The organism is Psychrobacter sp. Pi2-52 (genome assembly GCF_904846705.1).
Lineage (GTDB): Bacteria > Pseudomonadota > Gammaproteobacteria > Pseudomonadales > Moraxellaceae > Psychrobacter.
On sequence record NZ_CAJHBS010000028.1, the window covers coordinates 20,167 to 34,703 of the forward strand.

Genomic DNA, 14,537 nt, shown 5'->3' on the forward strand with positions numbered 1-14,537 from the left:
TATTGAGCCGCTGCTGGCTAGTATCTTTTCTTAGTCTTTATTACTCTGACTGTCTGTATAAATCAGAGTGATTGAACTTGTATATTTATAACTGTCTATCTAAAATTGCCTGAATAAGAGACAATACGCCCATAAATCCTAAAGTTTTACGGTACTGAAGCATAGTAGCGCGTTCAAAGGCTCTTAGAGATTGAGCAACACTGATATTTAACAAATTTAACTTAAGCAAAAAGGCAGTTCTGAATGACCAAACATAACCCGTATAATTTTTTACCTTTGCAGCCAACAGGTAGAAACGAGACCAATACTGCTAATACCTATGCTCCTGAAGATATGATTAAAATATACGAGCAGCAGTTTCTCATTCAAGTGCCAGAAGGAGAGCTGACCGAGTTTTTGCCAGCGTTAAAAGCATTCTATGATATCGATAACCATACCTTAGATGTCAGTGCCATTATTTTTGATGCAATTGCAGACTCTGCTATCATTTATAATCACAAAATCAAAGTCGGCGACTATCAGATATTAGGTGAGTTGATAGAAGAAGCGATTGAATATGATGAAGACAACAAAAGTGATGAAAGCGCTGAAAACGAAGAGATTCAGGCCTATACATTAGAGTGCCAACGTACTTTCTTCATTAATGATGTAGAGATACCTTATCATTTTAACCTATTCATTTATGGCGACGGTTATTCTACTTTGACCAAAAAAGAAACCGTACTAGAAAAAATGTACTGGTTTGTCAGAGGTAGATTTGAAGAAGATTTATTAGATGATACTGAAGATAATGACAGCTTAGAATCGATTAATGCTCAACTGGCCAGTTTAGGCATTCGTGAAATGGATCTGACGACTGTAGATGAGATAATCAGCTATGTAGAAGGCAGTATCATTGACGATCCCATGGTGGACGAGCTTAATAAACTGTTGGATGATGCTGAATAGTGAGTAAGATAAGTTAGTAGAGTAATCAGCAAAAGAACAGATTTGAAAAATTATATAGCTGAAAAACTAGAAAAAAGCCTCACTGCTCGTATGATGAATGGTGAGGCTTTTTAAACTCACAACCTCATAAATAAGTTCTTTCGTCATCATTCAAAATTACATGACGCTATACATTTCTAGGTTTTTATCCATCTCCCCTCAAAGGGTCAGTCGATTTCCTATATAATGTGAGCTATTTCGTTATTGTTGATCCATTCAATTTAGGCTTTTTTCTTAGCAAAAAACGCTTCTTATCAGGTAAAACGGTGCTTTATGTTCAACGCTTCCTCGACTCGTTTAAATAAATACATCAGCGAAAGTGGTATTTGCTCTAGGCGAGACGCTGACCGCTTTATTGAACAAGGTAATGTATACATTAATGGCAAACGTGCGTCGGTAGGTGATCAAGTGGTCGCTGGTGATGCAGTAAAAGTTAATGGGCAGCTTATTGAGCCACGAGAGCCTGATGATTTTATTTTTATTGCGTTGAATAAGCCAGTGGGCATTGTGAGCACCACGGAAAGCTCCGAGAAAAATAATATTGTCGATTTTGTGCGACATAGTTTGCGTATTTTTCCGATTGGCCGTTTGGACAAAGATTCCCAAGGTTTGATATTTTTGACTAATAACGGTGATTTGGTCAATAAGGTATTGCGTGCTGGCAATAATCACGAGAAAGAATATCTAGTTACAGTAAATAAGCCGTTAACGGATAGTGTTATCGAAGGTTTGGCGGGCGGTGTGCCGATGCTCGGCAAGATGACCAAAAAATGCCCAGTGACTAAAGTAGCTCCTAATGTATTTAATATCACGCTCGTACAAGGTTTGAACCGTCAAATTCGTCGTATGTGTGAGCACTTTGGCTACGAAGTCGTCAAGCTTGAACGTACGCGGATTATGAATGTAAGTCTCAAAGGTCTTCCCGTTGGTGACTGGCGGGACTTGACTCCAAAAGAGCTGTCTGTGTTACTTAAATCTGTAGAAGATTCTTCTTCGCAAGATAATCACTCAAACAAGAAATCTCGCAATGCGCCACGAAAGAAACCTCGTACGGATGCTTCGTCAAAGTCAAAACCATCTACAAAATCGGCAGGGGCAGCAAAGGGGCGTAACAAATATGCCAAGGATGATGCTAGAAAACCAGCAGGTTCTAAAGGTAGGGATGGACGTCCTACTGGTCGTGGTAAGCCGTCAGGGGGTAATGGTAAGTCTGGAGGCAATGGCAAACCTACTACCAATGGCAGGCGTCCTTCGAAAGGTAGAGGATCTTCACGGTAATAATTTTTCACAATGTGACTGCTATATTTATTTCTAAAATAGCAGTAAGCTAAATAACTTTAGTCTTGATGAGATAGTATTATGTTTAAAATAAAAGTAGAGCGCATTGTCAAAAAACCGATTGATGAGGTATTTGAAGCACTGAGTGACCATGCCAGTTATGGCTCATTTAAAGCGGTGGGAGTGGCTAAGTTGGTGAATGAAGGTGACGAGGAGCGCAATGGCGTCGGGGCTTTACGTAGCATTCAATCGGGACCTGTTAAGTTCTGGGAGCGGATTACAGCGTTTGAGCGTCCTACTCATATGCAATACCAAATCGAAAAATCTAAACCTATAAAAATGCAGCATGATAAAGGCGTCATTGATTTAAAAGACTTGGGCGATGGCACCACACACGTGACTTGGGTATCTGAGGGTCGATTGATGGTACCATTGCCATTAGTCGGTCGACTATTTGACCGTCAAATGCAGAAACAAGGAACCATAGGGTTTAGTAGCATACTCAAATCTATAGAAAGCCGCTAATCTAGCGGCAATGTTGGGTTTTCTGATATTACTCTCTACTGGTGGCTTGTTTTATTTGAGCCATCACTGTCAGTTTTAATCCGTTTTATTCTTAGCAGCTTCAATCTCGTTAAAACGCGCTAATTGCTCTGGCGTTGCTTTCTGTTGATACTTCTCTTTCCACTCAGCATAAGGCATGCCATAGACAAGCTCGCGCGCATCCTCGTATTCGATTTCAATACCACGCTCTTCACCAGCCGCTTTATACCATTTAGATAAGCAGTTACGACAAAAGTCGGCAAGGTTCATTAGCTCAATATTTTGTACATCTTTGCGCTCGTCTAAATGAGTCAGTAAACGACGAAATGCTGCAGCTTCTAACTCGATGTTTGATTCTAATTTTGCCATGATATTTTCCTAGTTATAATTGAGTCGTTTCAAAACTGAAATGATACTAACGATATAAATATTGCGCAACCTATGTCGTTCTATATTAAAAACACGCCCACCGAAACTCATCATAGCTTCGACTCATTTGTTTAAACCTTTTTAATCATAATATTAAACCATACTTCATCTCTACATATGCTGTCGTCAAGAATGAGTCAGTTTTTCCTTTGGTTTTCGTACTGTAGCGTTGCTTTTTTTAGTCATACTAAACGCTTCAGCAAGTCGTTAGTTTATAAATTCTATCTATATGGTGTCTTCAGTATAGCTAAACATCATGCAATGGTGAAAAGATTATTCGCCGATTCTTTTGCCAAAAAAACAGGTGCTCTTTAGTACCTGTTTTTTATCAGTGGCAGTTTTAGTAATTTGTATCGCCTGTTGTGAAGCTGAATGACTTCCTTTGCAAAGTCTTGTCATTGACCAATAAGTCAAAGCTTACTGTGTACTTGGTATTAGCATAAAGACCACAGTTTGTTTTTGAAGAGGTAACGCCACAACTATTCAGACTATCGGTAATTGGTAAAATGAACGCTTTGTTCTCTGGAAGATCGTATACCGTGCCTTTTTGAGGAACATTTTCATCGTCAATCAAATCAACAGGCACATCAGTCTTGCGAACGGTGTCATAAAACTCAATATTACTAACTTTGATTTTGTCTGCTTCTGGAGCGAATATATAAACTGGTTGCCCAATAGGGTCTGTACGCAAGTTACGACCTGTACCTGCTACTGGACTTGGGGATTCAGTCCATAACGCTGTAGAGGTGTCTATAACACCCTCACAAGGATAAATTATTAACCCACTTTTAGGGTAGTTTGTATTGGCTGTTGTTCCAGATGAACTATTGACTAATATAAATCCATTATTCAAAGTCGGACTTTTTCCAAATGGCGTATAAGTGATAACACTTGTGCCTGTCTTATCAAAGCTCGGGTTAACAAGCGATTGCAAGTGATAAGGTGCAGCAAACAAAGCCTTGATAAAGTCTTTAGCTTCTCGATTTGGCGTGTTAACCATGCCATTGGAGTTAAACGACTCTTTTTGAGTGATATTTTCAGCGATTACAAGACCTGGCGCTGTGTAACCAGCGGTTTTGATGCGCTCAGTAAGTGTGCCGCCTGTAAAGTAAGGGTTAGCGTCACCTGATATTGACTCAAATCCTACCAGTTTGTGCTCGTAATGTGGGTTGTAGTTTACCTTGCCGTTAGAATATAAGTATTGCAAGTACATTGCATGTTTGCGAGAGATGGCCGCCAACTCTTCATCATGCGAAACACCTCCAAGATCACATGATTGACGGTTAAGGCTAATCATATTAGAAGCTAATAAACTAGCACCCAACTGCTCTTGGTTGCCTAAAGAGCTAATAGTCACCTGCGTATAATCAGTCTCAACTGGATCAATTGAGTCAGTAGGTTCTGGGTCAACTGGATCCGTAGGTAAGGGATCAGTTGGTGTTGGATCGGTCGGCGCTGGGTCAGTTGGTGTTTCTACTACTAGCGGCGGCGTTGTCTTGTTTTATCAGAATTACCATCAGGACTACCGCCTCCGCCACAAGCCGCAAGGAATAAACTTAGGAATACAACACTGCTTACACCTTGGCTTGCTAAAATTTTTTTCATTATACTATCCTTAATAGAAACAGTTTTTTCAAATTACAGTTATTCAAATTCGCAGGCAATAGTTCTTGTTTGTGGTATATAGACTGCGCCCATATCTATGATATCGCCATAACTATCAAATGGGCGACTTTTGAAATTTGGCCATATAGCCATCATATTGGCGCTAGATGAGAATTTAAGGCTTTCAACGCTGCCGTGTGACTCCCTTCTATATTTGTAAATATACTGCTCTAAAGGTTGACCACGATATTTCACACCGTTCTCAAATATCACTTTGTACTCACCGAAATCACCGGACAGTTCGTTATCGTAAAAATCTCTATATTTAATCTCTTTGATCATGTCACGATATTCTAGTAACCATTCAGATCTAGGTTTGACGAAATTGTCATACCCTTTTTTACCTTGAAAACTCTCGGTAAATGCAGACAAGTTTTTCCTTACACCGTTGTAAGCTGGGTTTTCACCTGAGCAAGCATCTTCCATCCCGCCGAATAAGTAAACCATATCCTTACTTGTAATAGTATTTGATGTTTTTGTGGCAATGGTGGTGGCAGTTTTGACTTTGTTAGTAGAGTTTGCTGCTTTACTGTTGTTACCTAAGAAAGATTCATCGATACCTTTTTGTACACCTGTAGCAAAACTATCAACAAGACTCAAAGCCCCTTTTCCTACGGTACTACCTATCGTTTTACTTTCGGCACAGCCAGATAAGGCTATAAAACTGCTAATAACCAACACAGATAACGTATTTTTTGATTTCATAGTTCATTCCGTTAAGTTTAAAATTAAAAAGATATTAAAGATCAAAGGTGCAAGTAATATCGTTATAGTCAGCATCTAAAGCTCTCAAGTCCATAAGGGCGCTACTATAATCAGATTCAAAGAACTTATCCAAACTTTTGGCAATACCAACATTACTTGAGGTACCTGCATTTGCATGATCTATGATTGAGTAGATATAAAGCGGTTGATACCCTGGCTTTTGCCATTTATAAAACTGTTGTGAGAATAGCTCGTTTTCGCCCGTATCACAGTTCGATTTCACTCGGGTAATCTCGCTGGCTCTAAATATGTCTCCGAGTTTATATACAGCACTCCCAGTCTCATCTTCCATAACCGCTTGACCTGAACCAATAGTTATTATCTCTGGCTGCTTTTTGGTACCATAAACTACCATGCCACCATAATCGTCAAGACCTCCTCTAATAGAGTAACTAGGATCCTCGGGTGAGTATTCGTTTTTGGTAGGCGCTTTGCTATACCACTCTTTAATATCAGGAGTATCTGCTAGCGATTCCCAACTCCAGTCTGTATTAGATTTCAATGCTAAATAGTCAGTAACGTTAGAAAATCTAGGAGGATTTTCGTCAATAGCTTCGATAGTTTCTATTTCTTCAGTCTCTACTACAGGTTCAGCAATAGCCGTTGAATCAGTGGCGACTACTGTCGTAGGAGCTATTTCTTCAGGAGTAGTGACCTTTGTCGTTTCCTCTACTGAAGTGGTTTCAGAACATCCCGATATAGCCATTAAGCTACTTATTGCGAATATAGATAAGATATGATTGGCCTGCATAAAAAGTTCCTTAAAATTAAAAATATGTTAAATCACGATACTAAAGACATAGATTGAGAGAAGTGGTTTGAGCTGCTAAAGCAGACTCAATCTATTGACAGGCTATCTTTTTATCTGATTTATTGATGCATATTTGTTTCTGATTGATGGTCGCAACTTGGGCTGTACCCTCATTAAAAATAAAATACGTGGCCCCCATAAAGTTAGAACTATATCGTTCGACATTACTATCAGAGTATTTAAAAGGAATCACAGTTTTATTTGCACCATTAATAAACCCCCATTTACCATCTTTTAATACCCCGGCGAGACCTTCACTAAACGGACGTATTTCATCGTATACGAAAGGTACAGCGACTTTACCAGTTTTAGTAATATAGCCCCATTTCTTACCTTTTTTCATGCCAACTAAGCCTTGAGAAAAACCATAGACGCCGCCAAAATTACCATTTATACCGTCATACTGAGGCCTAATAACTTCCTTACCACTTTTATCAATAAAGCCCCATTTATAAGATTTTGACATTACTGGAGCCATACCTTCACTAAATGACTCTATAGAAGGATATTTATTCGTGAAGGGCATGACAATTTTGTTTGATGTATCGATAAGACCCAGTTTGCCGTTTTTAGAGACTAATATATGACCGTCAGATACGGGTTCAGACCATGACTCATCGTATTTATCATTAGGGTCTCGCATAGTATCGTAGATGGTTGGTACCACAAGCTTACCTCGGGTATTCATATAGCCGACTTTGTTATTTTTCATTACTGCAAAGACGCCATTGCTGATACCGTAGTAGTCTACATCGTCATAGCCTTTTGAGCTTACTAGCGCTCTGCCTTGCTCATCTAATAAGGTTCTAACACTATAATCAGAGTTGTACCCGACAAAGTATTTGCTATCTGCAGTACAAGCAATTTCAGCATAATTTGTCTTAGGCGGCTTACAGTTATCTACGTAGGCCTGAGCGGGAAGAATACATGTAGCAAAGGTTAGTAGGGCGACTAGGGGTAGCAAACGGGTAGGGGGTAAAGTCATGAGTTGCATTCCTCGTAATTAAAGTTTCTGTTGGTCTCGATTTGTATTTGAAATTATATCGACTAATTTGGCGTCTAAATATCGATCCGACGAACGGTAGTTTCTAATAAAACCTTAGCAAATAAGGGTTTAAATCAGAAAAGGTTTAGATGGCTATTCCTATTGGATGAGAACAGAGCTCTAAACCACTAAATACTTTAGAGTTTTTCTTGTAGTCTAGTTATACATTGACTCTAGTACATCTAAGGTGCTCGCATAGTCTTTACGTTTCAGCTCTTTGCCATTCTTATCAATAGTAATAGCCGTTACTTGTCCATTTTCGCCCTCTTGATAAACATCTATAGTGCCATTCTCAAAGTAGCCACCGATGACATCGGGAGAATCCCCACCTGGATCAACAAAGACGCCATCATATTTAGGTTCAATGATGACTTTGCCTAAGGTATCAACAAATCCCCACTTGGCGTTTTCGTAGTCGCCTTTAGCAACAGCAGCTCGTCCTTCAGCGAAATGCATTGTTTGATCCCAGATTGGAGCAATGACTTCTTTACCTTTTACATTAATGAAGCCTTGCTTATCTGAATTCATTGGACTGAAGGATGCTAGGTCCTCTTTAAAATCACCAAGGTGGCTGTATTTAAACTCAAGTACCGCTTTACCAGAACGATCAATCGCACCATATTTGTAGTCTTTGGATACTGTGGCAATGCCATTAATAAAGTCACTAGCGCTGTCAAAATCAAAGGGAATTACAGTTTTGCCTTCTTTGTCCATATATCCCCATTGGTCTTTATTTAAAATAGCGACCAAGCCTTCGCTAAAGTTTCTAGCATCTAACATCCACCCATAATCTGCTTCAATATTCACTGGAATCACAAGCTCACCTGAGCTATTACTGTATCCAAGGTAATAGCCTCCGTCAGAGTCAGACTTTAGATTCTTTTTGAGTAGATAGGCCATGCCCTCATGGAACGTACCGCAGAAATCATATTCTGCTTTTACAACGATTTTACCTTCGCTGTTTTTGAACCCGCATTGTTCTGAGTACTCACCATTGGGGACTACGTATTGAACCAGTTTAGAAACAGAATCTGTGGTTGATGTCTCTTCCGTTCCTGGTGCTACTTCTATATTTGGCTCTATATTTGACGCAGCTTCTACTTTGGTTGATTTGATACTGATATCGTCGTTAACATTTCTAGTACTTGGAACAGACTCGCTTTTACTACAACCAAAAAATAAGAGACTTGTTATAACTGTTAAGGCAATCGCCTTTTTTCGTAACATCCTAGTGGTCCTTTTTACTTTCTAATATTGTTGATTCAAAATACAGTAATGATGTAGGAATATATATTTTAATAAACAAATTTTTAATGAAGATACGTCAGAAATTAGAATTACTTGTTGTATGTTTTAATGAGTACTGGCCTAAAGTTCACAGTTTAGACTTCTTTCTTTAGCGTTATAGGTAGCGCCACTATTGTACATACCTCCCATACCTTCGACTTTGCGAGTTTTAAAGTTTGAGACAACTGCGGTAACGTTCGCAGATTGAGTAAAGACTAATTTCGCATGAGCGCCTTCAGTTTCCTCACGGTAGCCAATCTCTATAGCTTTTAAGGGTTGTTTTCTATAATAGGCATTCTTCAATGGCAGTGAGAAAGTTACATAGGACCCATCTGTACTTTTTACAACATTTTGAATCTGATCACGATATTCTGGTGACCATTGAGAATAAGGCTTGGCACGTGAATTATCCATGTCAATAACAGTATCTTTAAAAGCATAATAACGATCTGAAATTTTGTCATATGGTGCGACACTACCTTGACAAGCATCTTCCATCCAACCCATCAAAAAAACCATATCTGTCGGAGGAATTGAAGCAGCATTCTGATTTTGAGACTTCACTGAAGTAGGTGTAGTTATACTGGTGTTAATATCTTTAACTATGGTAGAGATACCTTGACCAACAGATGTACTAAAATCCTTTGTTAATGTGCTTACTTCAGCACAGCCTGATAAATTTGCTACAGCTACTAAGCTGACACTCAAAAGAAAAGATTTATTCTGATACATAACATATGTCCGATAAAATAAAAGAGTTACATATTAGCAATAATTTATTTTATTTTATATACAAACATTAGTTCAATATAAAAATGAAGTTCATTTGAACGAAAACCTCAGTAAATGTAACCTAGAAAATTATTTTATAGGTAGTCAGATATACTAGCCTCTATGACAAACATATAGGCTTACCATCATGACTGCTCCTGCTCCTCTTGACCATTGTCCTTTAAAAGAAACTCCTTCTATTGCACAGACCTGTGCAATTACCTTTCTAGGAAATGCCAGTAATAACCTGCAGCAAGACGCTTTTTTCTTTTTAGATAATTGGTATCAAGAAGATCTAGGTGTGATGGCAGTGACACCAGTTGCATTACCATTTTGTCTAGCAGTGTCTGATGGCGTGGCAAGCTCTAATCACTCGCAGCACTGTTCAAAAGCGGTGGTAAAAGCAATCAGGCGGTTGTGGGTTAATCAGAAGAGTATTACTTCAGAAGATATTTATCAGCTGATTAATCAAACTAAGCATTCATCTAAGCGTCATGGTGCGGCGGCAACCCTCGCAATGGTGGTTGGAGAGTTAAATAGTGATGGAACAATAAAGGCAACGATAACGCATATAGGTGATAGCCGTGTGTACTGGCTGCCTAAAGGGACGTCACAATGGCAGTGTCTGACTCGAGATCATAATCTATTGAATGAGCTCATTGACCAGAAAGCGCAAGAGCAAGGTCGCCAAGTGGAGTTTTCTGACTATAACCGAGAAGGAATGGCGGGGAGTCTATATAGTATTACTGAATGCTTTGCATTAACGGCTGATGACAGTTATCTAAGCAGTGAATCACCAAAAGACAGCTCTTGCAAGATTGATATTAATAGTGGCGACTGTCTCTTGGTTTGTACGGATGGTATTCATGACTTGGTGCCGAGCCAGGAATGGGCACTTGTCAATGCTGAAACCGATTTACAAGCTTGGCTAATCAATCTTAAGAATCAAGTTTATGACTCCGATGGCAATGCTTATGACAATGGCACTGCAATTTTGGTTCGTTTTGATTGAGCCTGTATTTTAATAATAAATTGATTACTTCATCAGTCCAATAGAGAAGCTACTATGCCTGCACATCCTATCGCCAGCTATACAAAGTCAACACGTCTGTTTGCTTTATATCAAAGCCTTCCTCGTAGTGCAGCGGATGCTGTGTCACTGACGGAGTTGATGAACACCTATGGTAATAACCCTGATAATCATACAAATGAGCGCAAAAACTTAGAGAACGATCTGATTGGCTTAAACCAAGTCTTTAACGATATTTTCTATAGTGACGCATTAATTCGGGTGCCAGCATGGGGCAAGAATATCAGTGGCAAGACGGCACGGTTTTATATTGAACCCGGCTTTAGCATCGATGTTATTAACGAGCAAACCGTATTCTTTTGGGAAATGCTAGATAAATATACTGCAAACTACTTACCAGTATCTTTTAAACAAGCAATCACAGACAAGCTCAATCAATTACGTCGACAAGATAAAGAGAGTTTTCATCAAAGTCGGCTAGGACAATGGCAAGATCATCTCATTACACTGCTCAGTATCGTTCAAGCGCCAAAGCTTGATAGTGAGGTGATTGGAAGTATTCATCAGGCTCTACTACAGAATCGTCAATTACGAATACGCTATCAAAATAAATGGGACGAAAAACCAGTTCAAAGAGTGATGTATCCTAAAGGACTGATCTTTATTGACAATATGATCTATCTCACAGGTTTTAATTCTGCTGATGATCATATCGATGATGATGTGTTACTAAAGGAGCATCGTAATTTTGCAGTCAATCGTATTACCGAGGCAATAGTCATAGATAAGCCAATACCTGACTGGGTAGGGCGTGACGTTTTTACATTAAATAGCTTACAGAAGCTAGGCAAGCTAGAGTTTGGTAAAAATGTCGAAATCAACTTGGTTTTAAAAGTACAGAAATACGCCTGTCAGCATCTATATGAGCGTCCATTATCGACAGATCAGCAAATTACTATTATCGATGATACTTGGAATCAGGTCAGCGCTACGGTTGCTAACACTACTCGTCTGCAAGATTGGCTGGTAAGTATGTCGCAATTGTCCGTCGTCATTGAACCATTAGAGCTAAAGATAGTTATTCTTGAGCGCCTAGAAAGTGGGATGCAGCTTTATAACCGTAATTAATGATTTCACTTTAAAGAGGGGCCGAGTATGACAGTAGATAGTATTTTTACAGATAAACAGACTATAAAAAACGATATCAACGAAGAAGATAATGATGAGCTTCAGATAGAGCCCATACCTTTAGCTACTTTATATACGCCACAATCAGATAGCTACCTCTTGTCTGAGGTTGGGTTTATTGTTATCGAAGATGGTTGGGATGAACAGTCATTGCTAAATCTACAACAACAAGTCGGCTGCACATTGTTTGCACTACAAACCACAGATAAGCATATTGATAGATTCGAAGTAATAGACGGGATCATTATTTGCAAAGCGGATGAAGTCGAGCAGGTGATAAGCGTATTTGAATCGGTACTATCTGATCGGGATAAGGTTGGTATAGATGTTAATGATATCAAAAGATCCTGCGGGGCTGAAAAGACTGCTAAATTTATACAGAATACTGTAACCGGTAAGCCAGACTCAGAACAAGTAAAAAGTACCGTTAATCATCTGCTCAATCAAATTCCTGAAGGTCTTAGTATCGATTATATGATGCTTGATATTGAAAGCGATCATAAGCTATCTCTTGATGAGTTTTTTAGCATCACAACTGCTGTTGAAAGTCGGATTTCTGATGATTCAGAAGTGTTTTACGGCAATAGGGTGATTGATAAAGCCGACCATTGCTGGATGGGCGCGATATATGTGGCAGGTTAGCCTAGCATTAAATACAAATATAGTTTGAGCTACGTTGTGAGTGTGGTAGGTCGGCAAACGCTCATTATTTAAATCGCAAGGAATGCAGAAGATGACAAAGACAGATAAAGATTTATTTGATGATTTTATTCAAGCTCAAGATGCTATCTATTCACAAGTGATTGAAGAGCTGACCAAAGGTCGTAAGCGCACGCATTGGATGTGGTTTATCTTTCCACAGGTGAAAGGGTTAGGGCACAGTAAAATGTCTCGACGCTTTGCAATAGGGAGTCTGGAGCAAGCGAAAGCGTATTTACAGCATGAGGTCCTTGGAGCACGGTTAATAGAGTGTGCTGAATTATTGCTACTGCATCCTGATAAGAGCGCTTTAGATATTTTTGGTTCACCGGACAACTTGAAGCTGCAATCTTCGCTAACGTTATTCGCTTTTGCCGCTGGTAATAAGTGTGTATTTGAGCAACTCTTATATCAGTTCTACGCTGGCAGTTACGATATAAACACTATCAATATGTTAAAGCAAATCAATTAACAGAAATACAAGTGAATAAAATCGAGTGAGATTTTAAGAGGATAGATGAGTATGAGTATCGTGCAAAGTTTGATAAATGATGTGAGCCAAAAGATTAACGCATTAGAGACAGCGCAAGCACTTTATAGCCGTCAATTGTCTCCAGACTTCAGTACTTTTGATTATATTAGTACCGATGAGTTAGGACTTAGTCGTATTTTGGCAGCTCTACTTGATCCTAAAGGGAGTCATGCTCAACAGGAAAGCTTTTTAAAGTTATTTGTTGAGCATTGTTTACCTGTTATATATAAAAATGATAACTGGCAGATTTTTCTTAACAATCTTGAGAAAACAGACGTTTTTCTTGAAGAAATAACGGGGAAAAGTAATACCCAACGCCGTATGGATATTTACTTAAGATGTCAGGTGGGTGATGAAAGCTACGGTATTTGTATCGAAAATAAACCTTATGCAGCAGATCAGCTGGACCAAATGAAAGATTATGCTATTGAACTTAAAAATAGAAAACATAAGCTTTGGCATCTTGTTTATCTAAACGAAGATAATGACGTACCAAGTGAGTATAGCGTTGATACTAAAACTTTAGAAGGTTGGATAACCAGCAATCAATATAGTCATCTTAGATTTAGCGGTCTGATTAGTTGGCTCAAAGCGTGTCAAGTAGAATGCCAAAATCATAGTGTCAGTGAATTTATTGCACAGCTAACTAAGTTTGTTCAGAAACAGTTTATGGGGATAGAAGATATGAACGAAGATAATGCAGTTTTAGAGATCATGAAGAAAAGTGTAGAGAATATAGAAGCTAGCATTCAGATATCAAACAATGTAGACAAGATGAAAAAAGAGCTCATACAAAAGTTGATACGAGATGTGAAAGCTAAATTTATAGAAAAATATAATAAAGGTTTATATCAATTAGATGTCAGCTATATCGGTACGGGTAAAAATTACGAACAGATTAACTTTATAATCCTTAATTATAATAAAGGGTATATTTCCTTTGAGTTTCAAGGAGCAAATTTTGATCGCCCATGCTTAGGCATCAAATTTAATCCTAGAAAAGAAGTCAAAAATTGTGTGGAATCTAGTAATATGAAATTTGTTTTGAATAGAGAGTTAACTAAAAATAATGTTGGTGCTGCACCACTTTGGCCTGCGTATTACTATTTTGATCCGCAGGATTGGAAAGGTTCGAGTGAGGCATGGTTAATGATAAATGAAGGTACGATGGCAGATAAAATTTTGGAAGAAATGGATACAGTGTTTCAGGTTTTAAATGAAAAAGGTTTTTTTAGTGACTGAGTTAGGCTTTTGACCTCACACTAACAAAAAAACTATTTTTATGAGCCAAACTACAATGCTGGTTATAACTCTATGGAAATGTGGATAATATCATTATGAGAAGCAAGGTTCGCGAAAATCATCCAATTTTACTATGCCGCTACACTTATCAGGTGTCCTAGTTTAGTTGACCATTACAGTTCAGCCTAAATTTGTTAAACCGTCTTATCTCTAGGGGTAGGGCGGTTTATTTTTTGGTAGATTTCAATATTTTATAAATATTAAT

General features: G+C 38.6%; 16 protein-coding genes. 8 read left to right on the plus strand and 8 right to left on the minus strand.

Annotated features, from left to right (window positions below):
* The first annotated feature begins 243 nt into the window (after positions 1 to 243).
* The 3 genes from JMY00_RS12390 (at position 244) to JMY00_RS12400 (ending at position 2,790) form a co-directional block, all read left to right on the plus strand.
* The gene (locus JMY00_RS12390; RefSeq protein WP_201580364.1) at positions 244 to 948 is read left to right on the plus strand and encodes a hypothetical protein; all 705 of its coding nucleotides are present in this window, start codon (positions 244 to 246) and stop codon (positions 946 to 948) included.
* A gap of 312 nt (positions 949 to 1,260) precedes the next feature.
* On the plus strand, positions 1,261 to 2,265 hold the full coding sequence (rluF, locus tag JMY00_RS12395; protein ID WP_201580365.1) for a 23S rRNA pseudouridine(2604) synthase RluF: 1,005 nt from the start codon (positions 1,261 to 1,263) through the stop codon (positions 2,263 to 2,265).
* 81 nt (positions 2,266 to 2,346) lie between these two features.
* Entirely contained in the window at positions 2,347 to 2,790 is a 444-nt protein-coding gene (locus JMY00_RS12400; RefSeq protein ID WP_201580366.1) for an SRPBCC family protein, read from the plus strand.
* 75 nt (positions 2,791 to 2,865) lie between these two features.
* Here the strand turns inward: JMY00_RS12400 and JMY00_RS12405 are convergent, their stop codons facing one another.
* The 8 genes from JMY00_RS12405 to JMY00_RS12435 all read right to left on the minus strand — a co-directional run bounded on the left by JMY00_RS12405 (position 2,866) and on the right by JMY00_RS12435 (position 9,542).
* Positions 2,866 to 3,177 carry a DUF1244 domain-containing protein gene (locus tag JMY00_RS12405; protein ID WP_201580367.1) on the minus strand — a complete coding sequence of 104 codons (312 nt, stop codon included), beginning with the start codon at positions 3,175 to 3,177 and terminating at the stop codon, positions 2,866 to 2,868.
* Positions 3,178 to 3,577: 400 nt separating this feature from the next.
* Entirely contained in the window at positions 3,578 to 4,594 is a 1,017-nt protein-coding gene (locus JMY00_RS12410; RefSeq protein ID WP_201580368.1) for a CAP domain-containing protein, read from the minus strand.
* 122 nt (positions 4,595 to 4,716) lie between these two features.
* Positions 4,717 to 4,842, minus strand: a complete 126-nt coding sequence (locus JMY00_RS13705) for a hypothetical protein (protein WP_277350422.1) — start codon at positions 4,840 to 4,842, stop codon at positions 4,717 to 4,719.
* Between the two features lie 39 nt (positions 4,843 to 4,881).
* Positions 4,882 to 5,607 carry a hypothetical protein gene (locus JMY00_RS12415; protein WP_201580369.1) on the minus strand — a complete coding sequence of 242 codons (726 nt, stop codon included), beginning with the start codon at positions 5,605 to 5,607 and terminating at the stop codon, positions 4,882 to 4,884.
* A 34-nt stretch (positions 5,608 to 5,641) separates the two neighbouring features.
* Complete coding sequence (locus JMY00_RS12420; protein ID WP_201580370.1) at positions 5,642 to 6,418, minus strand: hypothetical protein; 777 nt, start codon at positions 6,416 to 6,418, stop codon at positions 5,642 to 5,644.
* 91 nt (positions 6,419 to 6,509) lie between these two features.
* Positions 6,510 to 7,463 carry a WG repeat-containing protein gene (locus JMY00_RS12425; protein ID WP_201580371.1) on the minus strand — a complete coding sequence of 318 codons (954 nt, stop codon included), beginning with the start codon at positions 7,461 to 7,463 and terminating at the stop codon, positions 6,510 to 6,512.
* Between the two features lie 216 nt (positions 7,464 to 7,679).
* The gene (locus JMY00_RS12430; protein WP_201580372.1) at positions 7,680 to 8,750 is read right to left on the minus strand and encodes a WG repeat-containing protein; all 1,071 of its coding nucleotides are present in this window, start codon (positions 8,748 to 8,750) and stop codon (positions 7,680 to 7,682) included.
* A 141-nt stretch (positions 8,751 to 8,891) separates the two neighbouring features.
* Positions 8,892 to 9,542 carry a hypothetical protein gene (locus JMY00_RS12435; RefSeq protein ID WP_201580373.1) on the minus strand — a complete coding sequence of 217 codons (651 nt, stop codon included), beginning with the start codon at positions 9,540 to 9,542 and terminating at the stop codon, positions 8,892 to 8,894.
* Positions 9,543 to 9,729: 187 nt separating this feature from the next.
* Here JMY00_RS12435 and JMY00_RS12440 point away from each other — a divergent pair, with 187 nt between their 5' ends.
* The 5 genes from JMY00_RS12440 (at position 9,730) to JMY00_RS12460 (ending at position 14,272) form a co-directional block, all read left to right on the plus strand.
* A complete protein-coding gene (locus JMY00_RS12440) occupies positions 9,730 to 10,593 on the plus strand; it encodes a protein phosphatase 2C domain-containing protein (protein ID WP_201580374.1) in 864 nt (287 codons plus the stop codon).
* Positions 10,594 to 10,647: 54 nt separating this feature from the next.
* Positions 10,648 to 11,739: a WYL domain-containing protein gene (locus JMY00_RS12445; protein WP_201580375.1), complete on the plus strand. Its 1,092-nt coding sequence runs from the start codon at positions 10,648 to 10,650 to the stop codon at positions 11,737 to 11,739.
* A 27-nt stretch (positions 11,740 to 11,766) separates the two neighbouring features.
* Entirely contained in the window at positions 11,767 to 12,441 is a 675-nt protein-coding gene (locus JMY00_RS12450; protein WP_201580376.1) for a hypothetical protein, read from the plus strand.
* Positions 12,442 to 12,532: 91 nt separating this feature from the next.
* Positions 12,533 to 12,970, plus strand: coding sequence for a DUF1810 domain-containing protein (locus JMY00_RS12455; protein WP_201580377.1), 438 nt, complete (start codon positions 12,533 to 12,535; stop codon positions 12,968 to 12,970).
* A 51-nt stretch (positions 12,971 to 13,021) separates the two neighbouring features.
* Positions 13,022 to 14,272, plus strand: a complete 1,251-nt coding sequence (locus tag JMY00_RS12460; protein ID WP_201580378.1) for a PD-(D/E)XK nuclease family protein — start codon at positions 13,022 to 13,024, stop codon at positions 14,270 to 14,272.
* Positions 14,273 to 14,537 lie beyond the last annotated feature (265 nt).